At 71.2% G+C, this 20746-nt stretch carries 14 protein-coding genes and 2 pseudogenes; 6 read left to right on the top strand and 10 right to left on the bottom strand.

Annotated features, from left to right (window positions below; genetic code table 11):
• Positions 1-226 precede the first annotated feature (226 nt).
• Both IE251_RS03085 and IE251_RS03080 read left to right on the top strand, forming a co-directional pair.
• A complete protein-coding gene (locus IE251_RS03085; protein WP_189751354.1) occupies positions 227-832 on the top strand; it encodes a PRC-barrel domain-containing protein in 606 nt (201 codons plus the stop codon).
• Positions 829-1260, top strand: a complete 432-nt coding sequence (locus IE251_RS03080; protein WP_189751353.1) for a PRC-barrel domain-containing protein — start codon at positions 829-831, stop codon at positions 1258-1260. Before IE251_RS03085 ends, IE251_RS03080 begins: the two co-directional genes overlap by 4 nt.
• A gap of 115 nt (positions 1261-1375) precedes the next feature.
• On the opposite strand, the gene IE251_RS03075 is transcribed toward IE251_RS03080, so the two are convergent.
• The 6 genes and pseudogenes from IE251_RS03075 to IE251_RS03050 all read right to left on the bottom strand — a co-directional run bounded on the left by IE251_RS03075 (position 1376) and on the right by IE251_RS03050 (position 9477).
• Complete coding sequence (locus IE251_RS03075; RefSeq protein WP_189751352.1) at positions 1376-1513, bottom strand: hypothetical protein; 138 nt, start codon at positions 1511-1513, stop codon at positions 1376-1378.
• Between the two features lie 28 nt (positions 1514-1541).
• Positions 1542-4289 carry a bifunctional YncE/alkaline phosphatase family protein gene (locus IE251_RS03070; protein ID WP_189751351.1) on the bottom strand — a complete coding sequence of 916 codons (2748 nt, stop codon included), beginning with the start codon at positions 4287-4289 and terminating at the stop codon, positions 1542-1544.
• Positions 4290-4293: 4 nt separating this feature from the next.
• Positions 4294-5670 carry an ABC transporter permease gene (locus tag IE251_RS03065; RefSeq protein WP_373301962.1) on the bottom strand — a complete coding sequence of 459 codons (1377 nt, stop codon included), beginning with the start codon at positions 5668-5670 and terminating at the stop codon, positions 4294-4296.
• A 200-nt stretch (positions 5671-5870) separates the two neighbouring features.
• A pseudogene (locus IE251_RS03060) lies at positions 5871-6800 on the bottom strand (ABC transporter ATP-binding protein); the annotation flags it as partial.
• A gap of 360 nt (positions 6801-7160) precedes the next feature.
• Complete coding sequence (locus IE251_RS03055; protein WP_189751349.1) at positions 7161-8141, bottom strand: alpha/beta hydrolase; 981 nt, start codon at positions 8139-8141, stop codon at positions 7161-7163.
• Positions 8142-8508: 367 nt separating this feature from the next.
• Positions 8509-9477 carry an NAD(P)H-quinone oxidoreductase gene (locus tag IE251_RS03050; RefSeq protein ID WP_189751348.1) on the bottom strand — a complete coding sequence of 323 codons (969 nt, stop codon included), beginning with the start codon at positions 9475-9477 and terminating at the stop codon, positions 8509-8511.
• 216 nt (positions 9478-9693) lie between these two features.
• Between IE251_RS03050 and IE251_RS03045 the strand changes: the two genes are divergently transcribed.
• From IE251_RS03045 to IE251_RS03030, 4 genes are all read left to right on the top strand, one after another.
• Entirely contained in the window at positions 9694-10938 is a 1245-nt protein-coding gene (locus IE251_RS03045; protein WP_189751347.1) for an NADH:flavin oxidoreductase/NADH oxidase family protein, read from the top strand.
• A 198-nt stretch (positions 10939-11136) separates the two neighbouring features.
• Entirely contained in the window at positions 11137-12057 is a 921-nt protein-coding gene (locus IE251_RS03040) for an acetoacetate decarboxylase family protein (protein ID WP_189751346.1), read from the top strand.
• 14 nt (positions 12058-12071) lie between these two features.
• Positions 12072-13667: a succinic semialdehyde dehydrogenase gene (locus IE251_RS03035; protein ID WP_189751345.1), complete on the top strand. Its 1596-nt coding sequence runs from the start codon at positions 12072-12074 to the stop codon at positions 13665-13667.
• Between the two features lie 171 nt (positions 13668-13838).
• Entirely contained in the window at positions 13839-14450 is a 612-nt protein-coding gene (locus tag IE251_RS03030) for a TetR/AcrR family transcriptional regulator (protein WP_189751344.1), read from the top strand.
• An 86-nt stretch (positions 14451-14536) separates the two neighbouring features.
• On the opposite strand, the gene IE251_RS03025 is transcribed toward IE251_RS03030, so the two are convergent.
• The 4 genes and pseudogenes from IE251_RS03025 to IE251_RS03010 form a co-directional block, all read right to left on the bottom strand.
• Positions 14537-15184 (bottom strand): GNAT family N-acetyltransferase, encoded by a 648-nt coding sequence (locus tag IE251_RS03025; protein WP_189751343.1) that lies wholly within the window; start codon positions 15182-15184, stop codon positions 14537-14539.
• Between the two features lie 127 nt (positions 15185-15311).
• Positions 15312-18395: pseudogene (locus IE251_RS03020) on the bottom strand (alpha-amylase family glycosyl hydrolase); the annotation flags it as partial.
• Positions 18396-18529: 134 nt separating this feature from the next.
• Positions 18530-18829, bottom strand: coding sequence for a hypothetical protein (locus IE251_RS03015; RefSeq protein ID WP_189751342.1), 300 nt, complete (start codon positions 18827-18829; stop codon positions 18530-18532).
• Positions 18830-19010: 181 nt separating this feature from the next.
• Positions 19011-20705, bottom strand: coding sequence for a carbohydrate-binding module family 20 domain-containing protein (locus IE251_RS03010; protein ID WP_189751341.1), 1695 nt, complete (start codon positions 20703-20705; stop codon positions 19011-19013).
• Between the last annotated feature and the right edge of the window lie 41 nt (positions 20706-20746).

Here is a 20746-nt window from a genome sequence, read left to right as displayed (position 1 = left end):
GAGCGTACGGCGGGAAACCGGATAGCCCAGGGACCGCCGGACAGGACGACGGCTGGACGAAGACGGAACCGAGGAGGCCGGTGATGGTGTGGTGGGGCTGGGTGATCTTGTTGCTCGCGGTGGCGGGGTTGCTCGTCGCGGCGGCCGTGGCGGTCCAGGCCAGGCGTCGTAGCGGTACGGTGATCGCGGTGCGCCCGGACCGCGGGGCCGGCCGGGAGGGGACGCGGTGATCCCCCTCGTACTCGCCTCCGAACTGACCAAACGGGTGGTGGTGACACTGGGCGGTGAAGCTGTCGCCCAGATCAGGGACACCGTCTTCGACGCCCGCGCGGGCCGCGTCACCGGCTTCACGCTGAGCGGGCGCGGTCTGCTGGCCGGCCCCCTCAAGGAGAGCCTCCCCTTCTCGGGAGTGCACGCCGTCGGGCCGTCCGCCGTGATGATCCCCAGTGAAGCCTCCTTGGAGAGGCGGGAGTTGACCGTGGGAGCGGATGGGTCCGGTCACGGCCAGGTCATCGGCGCGCCCGTGCTCACCGACCAGGGCACGGAGATCGGCACGGTCCTGGATGTCGTGATCGAGACGGGCGTCGGCGGACGTGTGGTCGGCTTCGAGATCGCCGCCGACGAGACCATGGACCGCCACCGGCGCAAGGCGTTCATCCCGCGCGGAGAGACGCTGGCCGTCTCCGGGCGAGCCCTCGTGGTGCCCGCGCACGCCCGTCACTTCCTCGCCGACGACCTGCCCAGCTTCGGCGCCCAGGTCGAGGCGTTCCGCGCCCACACCGCACAGCAGTACCCGGGCAGCCCCGCGACCGAGGCAGGAGGACCGGCATGATGATGTTCACGCAGGTCCAGGGCCTGCCGGTGATCACCGCCGACGAGGCCGAACCGCTCGGGCGAGTGGAGAGCCTGACCATCGACGCGCACACGGGCGGCATCGCCTGCCTGCGCCTCTCCGGAGCTCCCAGGCATGTCACGGCCATCGCCTGGCAGGCGGTCGAGGCGGTGGGACGGGATGCCGTCATCGTGCGCTCCCGTGCCGCCGCCGGTCCCGGGCAGGGCAGCCTCCCCGCCCATCAGGAGGCGCTGGGCCGCCGGGTCCTGACGGAACACGGCGCCGCGCACGGCACGGTCAAGGACATCGCCTTCGACAACACGACCGGACGCGTCCTGACGCTGTACACCGCCCTCGGCGACATCTCCGGCGACCGCCTTCTCGGCATCGGCTCCTACGCGGTCGTGGTACGAGCCGAAACCTCCTGACGTCCAGGTCCCGGCCGGCCCACGCGAGTACACGGCAAACCGGTCGTGAACCTGGGCGGATCCTCGTCGGTTCGTTCCCCACGGACACCGGAGACGGGTGGATCGGCCTCGGCCGTCAGACCAGGTACAGCACCGTCGGCATCTCGGTGTACGCGATCTGCGCATACCGCTGATCCGCCGGCCGGCCCTGTTGCCGCGCCCCGCCCGGGACTTCCGGGCAGGGCGCGGTGCTGTGCCGGAGACGGCCTGTCATGGCGGGTTCGACGCCATTGTGGGCCGTGTCAGCCGTCGGACTCCGGCGACGGGAGGTAGGCGCCGGGCACGTCGTTCGGTGCGTGGATCTTCTTCTCGCCGGGGTAGGGCCGGGCCCAGTTGTGCGTCTGGTACCACGTGAGGTGGTTCATCTGCGCGGGGTTGGCGAAGTCGGGCACGGCGTGCGGGCCGGTCAGGCGCTGCTTGGCCTTCCAGGCGTCCCACTCGGCCGCGAGGGACTTCTTGTCCGCCGGGACCTTCGCCGCCGGCACCACCGACGCCTCGGGGTTCTGGGCTGCCGGGGTGTCCGCGCCGCAGGACGGCGGGGTCTTCAGGCCGTCGGTCAGCGGGACCCGGTTGGGCAGAGCGTCGAACGGCGTGTAGTCCGGGTGCCGGGTGAACACGCCCCGCATGGGCGTCGCCGCGCTGTCCTTCTGGTTCATCGGATGGATCCCGAGGATCTGCTCGACGGTGCGGATCATCGTGATCTGGGAGTAGTAGTGGTGGTCCACGACACCGTGCCGGGCCCAGGGGCTGATGATCTGGACCGGGGCGCGGTGGCCGTCGACGTGGTCCAGGCCGGCCTGGGAGTCGTCCTCCACGACGAAGATCGCCGAGTCCTTCCAGTACTTGCTGTGGGAGATCTCGTCGATGATCCTGCCCGTCGCGAGGTCGTTGTCGGCGACCTGGGCGGCCGGACCCGCCGGTCCACCGGTGTGGTCGCTGGAGAGCCAGAACATGTTCAGGTTCGCCGGGCCGTTCTTCTCGAAGTCCCGCTTCCAGATCTGGTAGCGGTAGACGTCCGGGACGCTGGTGTCGAACTTCGGGAAGCCGGGCACCGACACGCTGTTGAGCGACGGGATCGGTGACGAGGAGTTGAGGGGGTAGGCGGTGCCCTGTCCGGTCGCGTCCATGTTCTTGGCGTCGCAGTACAGGTTCTGCCAGCTCGCCCCGGCGGGCTTGGTGAGGAACTGCTGGAACTCCCCGAAGTCCCGCACACTCTTGCCGGCCGCCTGCGCACCCGTCCACAGGAAGCCGGTCTTCTGGTGGCCGAGGGCGTCGTCCTCGGTGTCGTAACTGCGCGCGTACTCGCCGGCCGAGGACTCCGTGTACTCGGGATTGTCGGCCTGCATCAGCCAGTTGTGGCCCTCGGCGGAGTTGGTGCCGATGTCGTAGGTGTTGTCGTACAGCCCGAACTGCCGTGCCAGGGCGTGCTGGTTGGGGGTCACGTTCTCACCGAACTGGGCCAGTGAGGGGTCGCCGTTGCCCTGGGGGACATCGCCGAACACCTGGTCGTAGGTGCGGTTCTCCTTGACGATGAGGAAGACGTGCTTGATCGTCGACGGGTCGCCGATCCGCGCCGGCACCGGCTGCGGCTTCGCGTGCCCCCTGCCCTTGGCCAGGGCGACCGAGCCGGCGCTCCAGCCGTTCTGCCGGAAGACCTTGGCGGTCTGGGAGCGGATGACCCGGTCGGCGGGCAGGGTGAACCGCGTCAGGCTGGAGGTCGTGTCGTGGGTGCCGTGACCGGTGGTGCCGGCGCGGCGCGCGTCGATGCCGCGGGTGTGGGAGACGACCACCTCGTGACCCACGGTGGTGATCTCGGCGGGGAAGTAGTCCGTCGGGAGCAGGCCGACGTAGGCGACCGGTTCCTGCGGGGAGGTGTAGCGGTAGACGGCGACGGCGTTGGCCCGGCCGAGCGTCACCAGCAGATGGCCGTCGTCGGTGAGCGCCACGGCGTCCGGCTCGTAGCCGACCGACGCCTCGGGCCACGGCTGGGTGGAGATGGTCTGTACGACCTTGCCGCCGGCGGTGTCGATGACCGACACGGTGTTGTCGGCGGTGTTGGTGACGAACACCGCGCCGCGCCGCGCGTACACGGCGGTCGGGTGCAGTCCGACGTCGATGGTTCCGACGGGGGCCGCCGGGTCGGCGAGGTCGATGACGCTGACCGTGCCGGTGGTGGTGGCGCCGGTCCTCGGGTCGGCGGGGACCTGGGTGCCGTAGGAGTTGAGCGTGGTGTCGCCGGCCTTCGCGGGCCGTCCGCCCTCGTTGCCGACGTACAGCTTGTCGCCGGCCCGGGCCATGCCGCGCGGCGCGTTGCCCACCGCCCAGCTCCGCTGGACGGTTCCGGTCGCCGCGTCGATGGCGACGACCCGGTTCTGGCCGTTGACCGCGGCGTACACGGTGGTGCCGTCGGCCGAGAACACCGCCGCGGCGGCCAGGGCGTGCTTGCCGCCGACGGCCGGGATCTTCACGGTCACCGGGTCGGAGAGGGTGCCGTCGGTGTTGACGGTGAACCTCGTGTACCCGTCGGTCTGGCCCAGCCACAGCTGCTTGCCGTCGGGCGAGTACGCCGGGCCTTCCTGGCCGACGGCGCCGCTGCCGATGCGCAGGTCGTCCACGGCGGAGGTGCCTATGCGCTGCCGCACCCGCCCGGTCGCGAGGTCCACGACGACCAGGGCGGCGTCGCCGTCGGTGACCGAGGCGGCGAGGTGGCCGCCGTCCGGGCTGACCGTCGACGACATGATCTTGCCGTCGTCGATGACGAGGCGGCTGCCGTACGGGGCGAGGTACTGGTCGGCGGAGACGACCAGGCCCTTGGCGGTGACCTGGCCGACCTGGTCGGTGCCGAACTGGCGGGTGTCGGCGAGGGCGGTGCCGGTGGCCAGTGCGGCCGTGGTGACGCATGCCGTGACCAGGGCCGTTCGACGGCTGACGCGTCTGCCCAGCAGGACGTAGTCCTTCCCGTCCGGCCGGCGGCGGCGCGTTATCTGCATGTCGTCATCCCTTCGCGGAGGTGGAGAGCAGTTCGACATCGCCGTCGAACTGCCACAGCGGGTTCGGCGCGTCGCCCGTCGGCGTCCGCACCAGGAAGTAGCCGTTCACTTCCTTCGGTCCGTCACCGTCGGCGACGAACCGCCCGTCTGCCGTGATGTCGAGCTGGTAGACGGCCGACCCCGTGGCCACGACACCCGGCAGGTGCCAGGAGACGACGCACCGCCAGTCGTTGCCCGGCCCGTGGGCGCCGTCCTGGACACCGGCCTTGCCGCACGCCGCCGTGGTCCGCAACTGCGCCTCCGTGACCGCGGGGCGGTGGAGCTGCCGGGTCTGCATCCGGTACAGATGGGCGAACTCGGTGGCCAGCGAACGCTCCACCTTGGTCTGCTCGATGCCGGAGCCGTGAGCCGTGGTCGTCGCCGCCACGACCGCGACCGTCGCGCCGAGCAGCCCCGCGAGCGGCAGGACACCCGCGGTGACCGCGCGGCGCGCCGAGCCGTCGTCGGTGGGGTTGGTGAAGTCGCGCCGCAGGAAGAGGAGGTAGGCCAGCGCGGTCGCGGTCACGGCCCACACCAGGCTGACGGCGATGCCGATCAGGAGCGGTGTGAGCTGTGCCGGGCTGGTGAACAGTCCCTTCCAGTCGACGAAGGCGTCACCGGGCAGGGCGAGGCGTACGGCGACGGGGAGCGGCAGCATCTGGGCGAGCTGCATCGCCAGCGCGACGAGCGCGGGCAGCAGCAGACCCATCGGGGAACGCCCCAGCGCGACCGACCCGAGGAACCCGATGCCGGCGAGGGCCAGGGTCGGGGCGAGCACACAGACCCAGGCGAGCAGGACCTTGACGGCCGCGTCCCCCGGCGCGAGCAGCCGGCCGTCGAGGCCCACCAGTGGCTGGTCGCCCACGGCCAGCAGTCCGCCGGCCGTGCTGGAGACGGCCAGTCCGACGACGAGCAGCAGGATGACGGTGAGGCCGGCCAGTGCCTTCGCCGCGAAGATCCGCCGGGGTGAGCGGACGACGACGAGCAGGTGGCGCCAGGTGCCGAGCCGGTCCTCGGAGGCGAACACATCACCGGCGACGACGGAGGTGAGCAGCGGAAGCGCCCAGGTGCCGGCGAAGCCGAGCGTCACCAGCGGCCCGGCCCAGCCGGTGGCGTGCATCCAGCGGCCGAAGAGGGTGTCCGTGGGCAGCGTGCTCTGCGCCCTCACCCCGGCCACGAAGAGCGCCGGCGCGATCCAGCAGGCGAGGAGCAGCAGGCGGACCCGCCATTGCGCGACCAGCTTGACGACTTCGAAGCGGTAGCCCCGGGCGACGGAGACAGGGCGGGAAGCGGTCTGGTCACCGGGGGCGGCCGCGGCGGCCGGTGTCACGGCTGCGGTCACTTACCGGCCTCCTGCTGTCGGGCATCGGTGCGTTGGCGTCGCGTGTCGGTGGACGGCTGTCGTACGTCGGACTGTTGCCGTGCTGTGTCGGCGGACTGGCGTCGTACGTCGGTCTGTTGCCGTCGTACGTCAGGCTGGCGCCGTCGCGCGTCGGTGTGCTGTTGCCGTACGTCGGTCTGTCGTGAGCCGGTGGCGGTGGCCGCCGGTGGCTCGGTCAGGGCCAGGAAGGCCGCTTCCAACGGCGAGACCAACGGGGCGAGTTCGCGCAGCGCGATGCCCGCGTGGACGAGGCCGGCCACCAGGGCGTCGAGGGCGGGCACGAGCGCGTGCACCACGAGCACGTCACCGCCCTGGCGTCCCGCGGTGTCGCCGGCCAGGCGGATGCCCGGCGCGGCGGCGGCCAGCCGGCGGGCACGCGCCGGGTCGGAGGTGATGAGCCGGTAGGCGAGTTCACGGTTCCCGGCGGCCAGTTCGCCCAGCGGTCCGGAGAAGACGACCCGCCCGGTCGCGAGGATGGTGACCTCGGAGCACAGGGCCTCCAGGTCGTCCATGCGGTGGCTCGACAGCACCACGGCGGTCCCCTCCCCCGCGAGCCGGGTGAGGACACCGTGGACGTGCCTCTTTCCGGCCGGGTCCAGGCCGTTGGCGGGTTCGTCCAGGACGAGCAGCCGGGGTTTGGCGAGCAACGCCGCGGCGAGGCCGAGACGTTGGCGCATGCCCAGTGAGAAGCCGCGGGTGCGGTCGTCGGCGACGTCCGTGAGCCCGACCTGTTCGAGCGCGTCGTCGATCCCCGCCGACCGGGGGTCGTCACCGCGCAGAGCGGCGAGCGCGGCGAGATTCTGCCGGGCGGTGAGCGAGGGGTACAGCCCGGGCGCGTCCACGAACCCGGAGACACCGCCGGGGTCTTCGAACGCCCGGCCCGTCGGTGTGCCCAGGATCTCCAGACGGCCGCTGTCGGCCACGGCCAGGCCGAGCAGCAGGCCGAGCAGTGTCGTCTTGCCGGCGCCGTTCGGTCCGGCCAGGCCGTGGATCCGCCCCCGCGCCACGTCCAGGTCGACGCCGTCCAGCGCGACGACTTCGCCGAAACACTTGGTGATCCCGCGAGCCCGTATCGCGAGGTGTGAGTCCATGAGCCCCTTCTTTCGGCAGCCTCATGGACCCTAGGAAGCTCACACCACACTGACAGGGGGCGCCGGTTGAACGCTCAGGGAACGGATGCCCAAACGCGAGTCAACCGGCGCTCGTCGCGGCAGCGGCGAGGCCCGGGGTTTCCTCGCCGTCCCTCATCGGCGCGCGTCTCCACCACCCGGGGCGGCCCCGGGCCCGACGAAACCGAACGAAAGGGGTTGCACACACCGCCCGGGGGAGCCGGCCGCGCTCCCGGACACGGGCCGTGCGCTACCGCACGTGCTGTTCGAGACCGGGGACGCCACCGTGCACCGGCTCGTCCGGTGGCGGCGGATCAGAAATGCGCTCGCAGGCGCCCGGGATTACGTGTGGGAGCCGTCGTGGAGGGCCGTGCGCAGAGCGTCGACGGCGAGCTTGCGGGCGACGTTGGCGGCGCGGGTGTCGCGCAGGCTGTCCAGGAGGAGGAAGTCGTGGACCATCCCCGCCACGCGGACGGAGGTCACGTCCACGCCCGCCTCGCGCAGCTTGTTGGCGTACTGCTCGCCCTCGTCGCGCAGGACGTCGGCCTCGTCGGTGATGACCAGCGTGGTGGGCAGGCCCTTGAGCTGGTCCAGGGAGGCCTGGAGCGGGGAGGCGTACACCTCCGTGCGCTGACCCGGCTCGGAGTACTGGTCCCAGAACCACTTCATGCCGTCGCGGGTGAGGTAGTAACCCTCGGCGAACTGCAGGTAGGACGGGGTGTCGAAGTCGGCGTTGGTCACCGGGTAGAGCAGGACCTGCGCCTTGAGGTCGATCCCGCCGCGCTCCTTGTTCATCAGCGCGAACACCGCCGACATGCAGCCGCCCACCGACTCGCCGGTGACGGCGATGCGCGAGGTGTCCAGGCCGTGCTCCGCGCCGTGCTCCACGACCCATTGCCCCACGGCGTAGTTCTGTTCGACCTGGGTGGGGTACTTCGCCTCGGGCGCGCGGTCGTAGACGGGGAAGACGCCCGCCGCCCCGGCGCCGACCGTGAGCTCGCGGAAGAGCCGGTCGTGTGTCTTGTCGTCGCCGAAGACCCAGCCGGCGCCGTGGATGTAGAACACCACCGGCAGCGGTCCCGACGATCCCTTGGGCCGGATGATGCGGGTGCGGACCGTGCCCCATTCGCCCGCCTCCACGTCGACCCACTCCTCGTCGACATCCGGACGCGGCACGCTGAGGTCGCTCTGCAGGCCGAGCAGGATGTCACGGCCCTGTTCCGGGGGGACCTCGTAGATCCGCGGATGCGGGTCCGTCGCCTCGCAGAGTTCCTTCGCGGCCGGTTCGAGACTGGGGGTGATCGGAGGAGGAAGGTCAGTCATGTCCGCTCCTTGTCACGGGCACGCGGGTGCCCTGATCGCGCGAGCCCTCACCGGCCGCGGCTGTCGCGCGCCTGCCCGAGGACGGGCACGCCTGGCTCCATCGTTCGCGGCCGATCCCCCTGTCGCAACCCGGTCACGAAGCCCGGGAGGAGTCCGCCCGGATGGAGAAAGGAAGGTCTGCGCTCCGGCGCGGATCGACTCCGCCACCGGATGCGCACCGTTCGTATCCGCCGCTCGACAGGCGCCCGGGAAGTCCGCGACGTGCCCGCCTCTCACGTGTCCGCGTGTCCGCGTGTCCGCGTCCGTGGAAGCCGCCGTGGAGCCGCCGTGCCCGGTCCCTGAGACCACGGCATCCGGCGGCCCGGCGTCATGCGCTGTCGTCGTTCACGAGCAGGATCTTGCCGAGGTGGCCGCCGGCTTCCATGAGGCGGTGCCCTTCGGCGGCGTCGGCCATGGGGAGGGTCCGGTCGACGACCAGCTTCACGGCGCCGTTCTCGATCATGGGCCACACGTTCTTCCGGACCTCGGCCACGATCTCGGCCTTGTGCTCCTTGGAGCGGGTCCGCAGGGTGGTGCCGTACACGGAGGCCCGCTTGAACACGATCTCCGCGAGGTTCAACCGGCCCTCCAGCCCCTTCTGCAGGCCGATGACGACCAGGCGCCCGTCCGCCGCCAGGGAACGCACGTTGCGCTCCAGGTAGTCGCCGCCGACGACGTCGAGGATCACGTCGTAGGGGCCGTGCTCGGTGAAATCCTCGGTGCGGTAGTCGATCGCCGTATCGGCGCCCAGTTGCCGCGCCTCGGCGGCCTTCTCCCGGCCACCCACCGTGGTGACGACGCGGGCGCCCAGGGCCTTGGCGATCTGGATCGCCATCGTGCCGACACCGCCGGCGCCGCCGTGGACCAGGAGGGTCTCCCCCGCCTTCAGGCCCGCGGTCATGACGAGGTTGGACCAGACCTTGGCGGTGACCTCGGGAAGGGCCGCCGCCTCCACCAGACCGATGCCCTGGGGGATCGTGAGAAGCTGCCCGGCGGGAACGGCGACCTTCTGCGCGTAGCCACCACCCGTCAGCAGCGCGCACACCTCATCGCCCACCTGCCAGCCCCTGACCGCCTCACCGAGGGCGCTGATGCGGCCGGAGACCTCCAGGCCCGGGTACGGCGACCAGCCGGGCCGCAGCGGGTAGAGCCCCCAGCGCTGCATGACGTCCGCCCGGTTCAGCGCACTGGCCACCACGTCGACGACGACCTCGCCGGCCGCGGGCGTCGGGTCCTCGACCTCGATCCACTCCAGGACCTCGGGACCACCGTGCTCCCTGATCGATACGGCTTTCATGACAACTCCGTTCGCACACCTGAGATGAAAGGTTTCTGCGTGGCTCGGGAAGAGCCTCGCGAGCCAAGATGTTTACAGTGCACACATTAAGCCATCGACTCGACACGAGCCGCACGGGCCCCCGTGACACAGCACACACCCTGGATGTTTACGCCGATTACATTGAAGCACTAATGTGAGTGGTGCAAACATTCACGGTTGGAAGAGGGAACCCGTATGACCAGCGAACTGTTCTCACCCCTGCCCCTGCGCTCCGGGCAGGCGCTGAAGAACCGGATCGCGAAGGCGGCGATGGAGGAGAACATGGCCGGCGACGGCCAGGTTCCCGGCGAAGACCTGTTCACGCTCTACCGGCGCTGGGCCGCCGGCGGCACCGGACTGCTGATCACCGGCAATGTCATGGTCCACGCCGAGGCACTGACCGGCCCCGCCGGTGTCGTGCTCGACGAGCACGCCCCCCTGGAACCGTTCGTCGAGTGGGCGAAGGCCGGCAAGTCCGGTGGCGGTGCGATGTGGATGCAGATCAACCACCCCGGTCGCCAGGTGGCCTCCGACATGCCCGGCGTGGTGTGGGGGCCGACAGACATCCCCGTCGACCTGGGCAAGCACAGCGGCCGCTTCGGCCGTCCGACCGCCATGACCCCGCAGCAGATCGAAGAGACCGTGGCACGGTACGCGGTAACCGCTCGCCGGGCCGAGCAGGCCGGATTCGACGGTGTCGAGATCCACGCCGCGCACGGCTACCTGCTCTCACAGTTCCTCTCCCCCCTGGTCAACAAGCGCACCGACCAGTGGGGCGGATCCCTGGAGAACCGCGCCCGCATGCTGCTCGACATCGTCCGCGCCGTCCGCGCGGCCGTCTCGCCGTCGTTCGCGGTGGCGGTCAAGCTCAACTCCGCCGACTTCCAGCGCGGCGGATTCGACGCCGGGGACGCCCGCCAGGTCATCGAGATGCTCGACCCCCTCGGCGTCGACCTGGTCGAACTCTCCGGCGGCAGCTACGAGAGCCCCGCGATGACCGGCCGCCCCGCCGAAGCCCGCACCCAGGCCCGTGAGGCGTACTTCCTGGATCTGGCCAAGGATTTGGCCGGGACCAGCCCGCTTCCCCTCATGCTCACCGGCGGCATCACCAGGCGCGCGACCGCGGAGGAGGTCCTCGACAGCGGCGTGGCGGTCATCGGCATGGGCACCGCCCTCGCCGTCACCCCCGACCTTCCCGAACGCTGGCGTGAGCAGCGGGAGGCCGACCGGCAGATGCGGCGGGTGAACTGGTCCGACAAGGCCCTCGCGTCCGCCGCCGGCATGGCCCTGGTGCGCTACCAGCTGCGTCGCCTCGCCCGCGGAGGCAGCCCCCGGCCCGGCACCCACCCGGCGATCGCCCTGATCTCCGAATGGCGCAAGCAGCGCAAGGCCCTGCGGAGCTACCGCACCTGGCTGTCACAGCCGCGGAGCGCGGCCTGAGCGGCGCCCGGTCACCCCGGCCGGCGAGAGAACCCGCACGGGACGGTGCCACGACCCGGCGAAGCGAGGCATGCCCGACGGGTACGGTCCCCACCGCGTCGCCGCAGGCCCGTACCTCCCAGCGTTGACGCTCCAGACATCACCCCACCACCCCGTGGTCACGTGTACTCCGCTCACACGAAAGTAAGGAACTCCCCCATGTCTTCCGCTCAGAACGACACCGTCACGGTGGACCTCGCAGGCCGCAAGGTCACCGTTCCCAAGGGCGGCCTGTACGACCGCTACCGCATGGCCCCGGACCTCGACGCGATCGCCCGCGACCCGCGCGTCAGCGGCGTGGACTTCTTCCGGAGGCTCCCCAAGGTCCAGGTCGACTCCCCGATCGGCCCCACCCTCACCCCGAACTTCTACTACGCCATCGCGACCGCCCGGCTCACGATGCTCGCACCGTCCCGGGCGATTCGCGCGCGGCTGCCCGAGGAGCTCTCGCCGCTGGAAATCGTGCCCGGCATCGGCCTGGTCTCGGTCATGTTCTTCCGCTACGACGTGTGCGACATCGACTTCTACACCGAAGCGGCCGTCGGTATCGCGGTCAAGCCCGCGCGGCACGGCAGGCTGGGCTTCTTCGACCTCGTCTCCGGCCTGAAGAACGAGCACCTCCACTCCTATGTCCTGTCACTGCCGGTCAGTTCGGAGATCGCGCAGGTCCGCGGGCACGACGGCTACGGCTTCCCCAAGTGGGTCACCGGCATGGACGTCGGCATCGACCATCACCGGACGACCGCACGCGTGACCAACGATGCCGGCGGAGTCGATCTGTCGCTGCTGGCGAACACCCCCGCCCAGAGGAGCTATGCGAGCGGTGAGCGGGTCGGCTCGCTCACCTCGTACACGACGATCGACGGCGCGTGGCACTCCACCCTGAACCAGACCAACGTCCTGAGCGCCGGCACGACGCGCGGCAGCAGCGGCATCACCCTGCGACTCGGCGAGGGCCGCATGTCGGACGACCTGCGGTCGCTCAGGCCGAAGCGGACCGTCCGGTTCGACGTCATGACCGAGGGTCAGGCCGCCCTGCACATGCCGGTCCCCGCCTCGGTCCTCAGCCGCGGCAAGTAACCAAGGAGCCCGCCATGACCACCGTATCCGCCGGCCCGACGACCGCCCGCGGTCCGGCTCTTCCCGCATCCCTCACCCCGTCCTTCCTCCAGCGGCTGACCACTCGGGTGTCGGCCGCGCCGAACGCCGCACGGGTCACCACCACCGCGCCCTACACCGGCGCTCCCCTGGCCGACGTGCCGGTCTCCACCCCCGACGACGTCGAGGCCGCGTTCGCCCGCGCCCGGACGGCGCAGAGGGCCTGGGCCGCCACGCCGGTGGCGGAGCGCAAGAGGGTTCTGCTGCGGTACCACGACCTGGTCCTGGCCCGGCGGGACCAGGCGCTGGATCTGATGCAGGCCGAGAACGGCAAGACCCGCCGCGACGCGTTCCTCGAAGTGGTCGACATCGGCGTCGTCTCGCGCTACTACGCCCGCAACGCCGCCAAGTACCTCGGTCCGAAGCGGCGCCGCGGTGCGATCCCGCTGCTCACCCACACCACCGAGTTGCGCCACCCCAAGGGCGTGGTCACCGTCATCTCGCCGTGGAACTACCCGCTGAGCATGGCCGCGAGCGACACCATCGCCGCCCTCATGGCCGGCAACGCCGTCGTGCAGAAGCCGGACACCCAGACCGCTCTGACCGCGCTGTGGTCGATGGACCTCATGTACGAGGCCGGCCTTCCCGAGGACGTGTGGCAGATGGTGATCGGCAGCGGCGCTTCCCTCGGCGGCGCGCTGATGGACAACGCCGACTTCATGATGTTCACGGGCTCCACCGCCACCGGACGGCGGATCGCGAGCGACGCCGGCGAGCGCCTGATCGGTGCCTCCCTCGAACTCGGCGGCAAGAACCCCATGATCGTCCTCGACGACGCCGACATCGGGAAGGCCGCCGACGGCGCCGTCGCCGCCTGCTTCCCCTCCGCCGGGCAGCTGTGTGTCTCCGTCGAGCGCCTGTACGTGGCCGAGTCCGTCCGTGACGAGTTCGTCGCCGCGTTCGTCGCCCGCACCAAGAAGCTCAAGATCGGCGCCGCGTACGACTACAGCGTCGATGTCGGCAGCCTCACCACCCCGTCCCAGCTGAAGACCGTCACCGCACACGTCGACGACGCCGTCGCCAAGGGCGCCACCGTCCTCGCCGGCGGCAAGGCCCGGCCCGACCTCGGACCGCTGTTCTACGAGCCGACCATCCTCACCGGCGTCACCCCCGACATGACCCTGTACGACCACGAGACCTTCGGACCCGTCGTCTCCGTCTACACCTACCGCGACGTCGACGAGGCCGTCAGCCTGGCCAACGCGACCGCCTACGGCCTCAACGGCAGTGTCTGGAGCCGTGACGGGGCCCGGGGCCGGGCCGTCGCCGCCCGGGTGCGCGCCGGCACCGTGAACGTCAACGATGCCTTCGCCGCCGCATGGGGCAGCGTCGACGCCCCCATGGGCGGCATGGGCGACTCGGGACTCGGCCGCCGCCACGGCGCGGACGGCATCCTCAAGTACACCGAACCCCAGACCGTGGCCCACCAGCGCGTCCGGGGCTTCTACCCACCGTCGGGCATCAGCCCCGAAACCTGGGCCACCCTGCTGACCGGAGCGCTCAGAATCCTCAAGGCGGCCGGCGGCCGCTGACCCGCGGCTGTCGCACGGCAGCGGACCCGGCCGGGCCGCGCCGCGGAGAGAGGGCGGTCCGTCATCGTCCCGGTTGTTCCTTCTTCCCTTCTTTTTGATCCCTTAGGATGTATGCGGCGTGCACATGAGAGAGGGAATGTGAACGCCGTGAACACCAAGGACGGGTGACCCATGCCTCCGACCGGCACGTACCACCACGGCGATCTGCGCGCCGCCTGCCTGCGCGCCGCGCGCGAACTCCTGGAGGAGGACGGCAGCGCGGGCCTCTCGCTGCGCGCGGTCGCCCGGCGTGCCGGGGTGTCGGCCACCGCACCGTACCGCCACTACGCCGACCGCGACGCGCTCGTCTCCGCCGTCGCCGCCGAGGGCTACCGCGAACTCGCCGGGCACCTGGCCGGGGCCCACCCGGCCCCGGCGACGCCCGATGAGCTCGCCGCGGTCGCCGTCGCCTACGTACGGTTCGCGCTGGACCACCCCGCCCTCTTCCGGGCCATGTTCGCCGAGCCGTGCGACCCGACGAGCGAGGAACGGGTCGCCGCGACCGCGGCCATCTCGGAATACGTCCGCGGGATCGTGCGGGCCGCCTTCCCCGGCTCGGACGCGGAGGCCCTGTCGACCACGATCTGGGCCCTCGTCCACGGCCTGGCCTTCCTGCACCTCGACGGCAAGCTCGACTCCTCCACCCCCGAGGCGGTCGCCGCCCAGGTCACCACCGCCGTCCACGCGTTGTTCCAAGCCTCCCCGGCGTTCAGGACGGCGGCTGCCACGCGGACGGCGGACTGAGCCGCCGGCACCGGCATGGCCGACGGGGTGCCGCGGCGGGACGGCGTCGGTTGCCTCGGCGTGCCGGATGACTGGATCCCGCTGTCCTATGCTTCCCGGACCGCGGCGCTCAGCGGAGCCACCACCTGCCAGCCGACGGCCTCGTACAGTGTCCGGCCCTCCTCGGTCGCGCCCAGCACGGCCGCCCGCGCGCCCTGACGGGTCGCAGCCTCGGCGAGCGTTCCCATCACCACGCGTCCGAGCCCCCGGCGCCGATGAGCCGGGTGCGTCTCCACCTGGTCGGCCACGGCGGTCGGGCCGGTGACCGCGATCTGCCCGCGCGCGGCGAAGGCTCCGTCGGCGGCGCGCACCACCGCACGGGTGACGCCGGCCCGGTCCCAGTGGTGCAGCCGGTAGCCGTCGGGAAGGCGGGGCGGGGCGTCGACGGTGCTCAGCCGGGCGGCCATGAGGACCGCATGGCCGTCCAGCAGGACCCAGCCCGGCGGCAGCCACGCCCGCAGGGTCCGCGCCGGCACGAACGTCTTGAGAGGTATGCCGCAGGCCGTGGTGTTCTCGGCCAGCTTGCGGACGGTCGCCTCGTCGGCGGCGGTGACGACATGCCGGGCCACCTCCTTGGGCAGGCCCACCTCCACGGTGAACCCCCAGGGCCGGGGCGTGGGTCGGGCCGCACCGCGCGAGACGGCCCATCCCTCCACCCACGCGCGTACCGCTTCCTCGGTGGTCTTGAACGGCACAGCCGCCCCCCAAATCGGTAATGGCTACAAATCTGTACGGGGTATTACATCATCCGGTCCCGGGAATGCGACGGGTGCCCCGCGCCCGGCGAGGGGCACCCGTCGGTCGTGGTGTGGGTCAGGGAAGGCGGACCGCGGTGGCGGCCAGCAGCGCGCCGTTGGCGGCGCGTTGGGTGGCGATGAGCTGGGCGCGCAGGGCGGCCGGGACGCGGTCGCGGTCTCGGGGGTCGACCGTGAACGCCGGGTCGTCCGCCAGCTCCGGATGCGCCGACTTCTGGGCGTCCGTGAGCTTCGACGGGATCAGCCGCAGCCAGTGGCCCTCGTCGGACAGCGCGCCGTCCTTGACGGTGATGCCTCCGTCAGGGGCGTAGACGAGCTGCTGACTGGTGGCGTCCGTGGTCTTCACCTTCCACACGACCGTGTCCGTGCCGATCCAGCGGGCCTTGGCCGTGTCGAGGTCCAGATCGGGGGCGCTGCCCACCGTCGGCAGCAGATAGTCGCCGTCACCGCCGATCAGCCAGGTCTCCTTGCCGTAGGTGGCGAAGTCCAGCGACCGGTCGGCGCTGATGTCCTTCTCGTCGCCCTTGTGGACGATGTAGCTGAGCGAGGTCGCGCCGTCGGCGAGCGGCACCTCGAAGGTCACGCCGAAGGCGTCCCTGCCGGTGGGCGTGAGCGGCGCCGACCAGTCCGTGGGATGCTTCGCCCCGGTCCAGGTGTGCAGGCCCCAGCCGTCGTAGTCGCCGTCGGCCCGGTGGTAGTGGATCACTGCCTTGGCCGGGTCGGGGGCCGGGTAGGCGCCGTGCGGTGCCGTGTCCGACTGGCCGTCGTCCCCCTGCCGGATCCAGACCTCGCCCGTCTTGTCCAGGTCGACGGTGCGCCGCGGGCCGTCCGCGGTGCCGTTTCCGGTGACCGTGTACGTCAGGCTCCGCGCGCCCTCCTCCAACTTGACCCAGGCGAAGGCGCCGTAGGCGTCCCGGCCGGTGAACTCGGCCGTCCGGCCCGCGCTTTCCAGTCGCCGGCCGGTGTAGTCGCCGTCCGGGCGCAGGTAGTGGACGACGGCGTAGGCGCGGTTCAGGGCGCTCGGCGGCCTGGGCGTCGCCGTCTGCCCGGCCGTGGTCGTGGCGAGGGCACTCGCGGTCCGGCCCGCGAGGTCGACGGCCACCGCCTTGTAGCGCAGGGTGGTGCCCTGCTTCACGGTGTCGGGGAGGTGCTGTGTGACCTTGTACGGGGCGTGGTCGGCGGTGCCGAGCGTCTGCCAGGGGCCGTTGCCGACCTGGGCGGCGAAGACGACGCGGTCGAGGCCGCCGCCGCTGACGTCGGCGGAGACGTCGACGTCGCCGGTGGCGCCCGCGGCGGGGGCCTTGAGTTCCAGGGTGAGCCGGGTGGCGGGCGTGCCGAGCCGCTGCTTCGCCTTCAGCACCACGGACGACAGCGGCGGGATGGTGACGGTCACACGGGTGTCGGCGCCGCTGGTCACCGTGCCGGTGGTGCCGTACAGGCCCCGGTAGGCCACTCCGGCGAAGCCCGTGGGGATCCGTACGGTCCGTGCCTCGGTGGCGTTGTTGGCCGCCACCAGGTAGTGGTCGCGCCGGTGGGTGTCCGTCCGGGTGAAGGCGTAGACGGGGCCTTGTGCGTAGCGTTCGGTCTGGACGCCGTCGCGCAGGGCGGGGTGGTCCCGGGTGAGCCGGGACAGGGCGGCTATGGCCCGGTACAGGGGGTGGGAGGGGTCGTAGGCGTCCGAGGCGGCCGTACGGTCGGTGCCGATCTCGTCGTCGTCCAGGTACTCCGGCACCTTCGAGGCGAACATCGTCTGCCGGGCGTCCTTGTCGCCGCCGGCGCCGGTGAAGCCCTGTTCGTCACCGGAGTAGACGACCGGGTTGCCCCGGGAGAGGAACATCAGCTCGTGGGCGAAGCGGTCCCGGCGCAGGAGTTCGGCGTCGCCGGCCCCCGGGTTGTCCTTCAGCAGGAAGGCGCCGATGCGGCCCATGTCGTGGTTGCCGAGGAAGGTGACCTGTTCGTAGGCGTTCGCCTTGTCGGTGGTGTAGCGGTAGTCCTGCGCGAAGACGTCGGCGAGCCGGTCGGCCGTGCGGCCCTGGGAGGCGTACTGGCGGACGGCGTCCTGGAGCGGGAAGTCGAGCGTAGCGTCGAGGCGGCCCTGGCGTACGTAGGGCGAGGTGACGGCCGGGTCGGAGGACAGTGTCTCGCCGAAGACGAAGAAGTTCTTCCGGCCCTTCCTCGCCGCGTAGGCGTCGAGTGCCGTCGCCCACTGGGTCCAGAACGCCATGTCGACGTTGCGGACGGTGTCGACGCGGAAGCCGTCGACGCGGAAGTCCTCGACCCACTTCTCGTAGATCTTCTCCATGCCGCGCACGACCTCGGGGCGTTCGGTCCACAGGTCGTCGAGGCCGGTGTGGTCGCCGTAGAGGGTGCTCTCGCCGGCGAAGGTGGAGTCGCCGCGGTTGTGGTACATGGTGGGGTCGTTGAGCCAGGCCGGGACCTTGGCGTTCCGTTCGGACGGGGCGACCTGCGGTGTGTAGGGGAAGCCGCGGGCGTCGATCTCGTGCATGCCCTTGGTGTCGTCGAAGGGGCGGCCTTCGGTGTCCAGGTAGGGGTAGGCGCCCTTGCCGCGGTAGGTGAACGTCTTCTCGGTGTTGGTGACGGTGTCGGCCGTGTGGTTGGTGATGACGTCGAAGAAGACCTTCATCCCCTTGGCGTGGGCCTTGCGGATGAGTTCCGCGAGGTCCGCGTTGGTGCCGAAGTGCGGGTCGGCACGGGTGAAGTCGGTGATCCAGTAACCGTGGTAGCCGGCGCTCTCGCCGTTGCCCTGCACCGGTTTGTTCTTGAAGATCGGGGCCAGCCAGATCGCGGTGGTGCCGAGCCCCTTGACGTAGTCCAGCTTGCTGATCAGCCCCTTCAGGTCACCTCCTTGGTAGAAGCCCTTGTCGGTGGGGTCGTAGCCGGTGGTGGTGCGGTCGCCGGTCAGTCCGCCCCGGTCGTTGGCGGCGGAGCCGTCCGCGAACCGGTCGGGGAGGAGGAAGTAGAACTGCTCCCGGGTCATGTCGTGCCGGGCCGGCGTCGCGGCCAGGCGGGCGTCGGACGGCGGGGCGGACGGGCGGCCCGCGCTCGCCGACCGGGCGCCGCCCGGAACCGTGGCGCTCGCCGGCTGGGTGGCGTGCGGGGCCGTGGCGAGCAGTGCGGCGGTGACGGCCACGGTGGCGGCGCGGGTGACGGCGGCCGGGAGGCGCCGGCCACGCGGGCGTGCCGGTGGTCCGCCCGGGTTGCCACGGGCGGTGGGTGCTGGGGTCACGGTGCGGCTCTTTCCTTTCGTACGGTGTGCTGGGGAGGTCAGCCGGGTGGCAGGCGCACGGTCGTGGCGCCGAGCAGGGCCCCGTCCTGCCCTCGCTGGGTGGCGATCAGCTGGCGGCTCGCCCGGGCCTCGGCGATCCGGTCGCGGTCCCGGGGATCGACGGTGAAGGCCTGGTGGTCCGCGAATCCCGGATGGGCGGACCGCTGTGCGTCGGTCAGCCACGTGGGAATTCGGTGACCGTCGCCGGTGCCGCGGGCGGTTCCGCGGCCGTCGCGGGTGCCGCAAGCCGTTCCGCGGCCGTCGCCGGGGGCGTCAGCGGTGGCAGCACGGCTGTGCACAGCGCTACGGCCAGGGCGGTTGCGTGCTGTCTGGGTCTGCCGGCCACGTGACGCGTCTCCTCGGGGTGTCGGTGGCGGGCAAGGACGGGCGCCGCCGAGCGGGGGCGCGGGACCGCCCGGCACCGGTGGTGGGGCCGGGCGGTCGTCGCCGGTGTGCGGAGTTCGTCTCCGGGTGGGTCGGTCAGCCGCGCCAGGTGTCGTTCAGCGTGACCACTCCGCCGGCCGGCACGGTGGCCGTACGGTTGGAGCCGCTCTCCCAGGCGACGTTGCCGCTCGCGTCCTTGCGGAGGTACTTGTACTCGAATGCGGTGCCCGCGGGCAGGGCCTGGTCGAGCTTCCACACGGGGTAGCTCGCCGGGTCCAGCTTGAGGGCCTTGGCGGTGTTCCAGTTGCCGAGGGCGGAGATGCTGCCGACGACGTACACGTTCTGGCCCCACTGGGTGGAGGCGTTGACGTTGAACGAGGCTCCGGTGGCGGGGTCGGGGTCGACGGTGGTGTCGCAGTTCTTCGCCCCGATGTGCAGCGCGAGGGCGGAGTCGGCGCCCAGGGTGGCCGTGAACCGGCCGGACGAGTCGACGGTCACCCCCTTGCCGCTCTGCACGTCGCAGTAGTTCCCGGCGGCCAGCGAGGTCTGGAAGGTGCGGGTGAGGGGGGAGCCCTCGTGGTTGATGGCGACGTACGCCTTGTCGCCGCGGCCGAAGGCGATCTGGTTGTTGCCGTTGTCCCACCAGTCGGTCACGGCCGTACCGGCGGCCGTGTTGCGGAACTTGACCATGCTCGCTATCTCGCGCCAGGCGTGCTGGCACTTCCAGCCGTCGGTGTAGCAGGCGTTGACCTGGCCGTTGTCGGGTCCGCCGGCGTCCTTGTCGCTGAACTCGTAGCCGGAGTGCACATCGGGTGAGCCGTACGGCCAGGCCAGCATGAAGACGTGCGCGAGAGTGTAGTCGGAACCGTCCTTGTAGGTGAGGCTTCCCCCGTTGCGTTCGGTGTCGTGGTTGGTGACGAAGACGGAGGCCTTGCCGCTGGAGACGTAGCCCCACGCCTCACCGAAGTTCTTCAGTTCGGCGAGCTTCTCGTTGGTGAAGACGCGCTTGAGGTCGTAGGCGTAGCGGAACTCCTGGACGTCGCCCGTGTTGTAGAACTCGGGCGGCTGGACCGCCTCGCCGGAGGCGCCGATCGTCTCCTGGTTCCAGTAGACGCCGGGATTGGTCAGGCGGGACTTGATGTTGGCGAGGTCGTCCTCGGGGATGTGCTTGGCGGCGTCGATGCGGAAGCCGTCGACGCCGAGGGACAGCAGGTCGTTCAGGTAGCCCGCGATGGTCTTGCGGACGTACTCCTCGCCGGTGTCGAGGTCGGGCAGGCCGCCCATCTCGCAGTGCTGGACGTTCCAGCGGTCGCCGTAGTTGCTGATGCTCGTGGTGCAGTCGTCCATGTCGGCTGCGGAGTAGGTGCCGGGGTAGTCGTACTTGCTGAAGGACGACCCGGCGGTGCCGGTGCCGGAGGCGTTCGCCATGTGGTTGATCACGGTGTCCGCGACCACTTTGACGCCTGCCGCGTGGCAGGTGTCCACCATGTTCGCGAAGTCCGAGCGGTTGCCCAGCTTCGTGCCGATCTTGTAGCTGACGGGCTGGTAGGCCGTCCACCAGGCCGGGCCCTGGATGTGTTCGTTGGGTGGGGAGACCTGGACGTAGCCGTACCCGGCGGGGCCCAGTTGGTCCGTGCACGCCTTGGCGACGGACTTGAAGTTCCATTCGAACATCACCGCGGTGACGTCCTTGCCGCCGGGCGCGCTCGCCTGCGCCGGCGTCGGTCCCGTGACGGCCACAGCGGCTCCCGCCAGGGCGGCGAGTGCAGCGGCCACGGTCTTTCTGGCCATGGTTGCTCCAGTGGGGATGTGGGGTGGTACCGGAGTCAGCC

Source organism: Streptomyces eurythermus (genome assembly GCF_014649115.1).
Lineage (GTDB): Bacteria > Actinomycetota > Actinomycetes > Streptomycetales > Streptomycetaceae > Streptomyces > Streptomyces eurythermus.
Note: the sequence above shows the minus strand (reverse complement) of the source record. Positions and strands in the feature narration are given on the sequence as shown.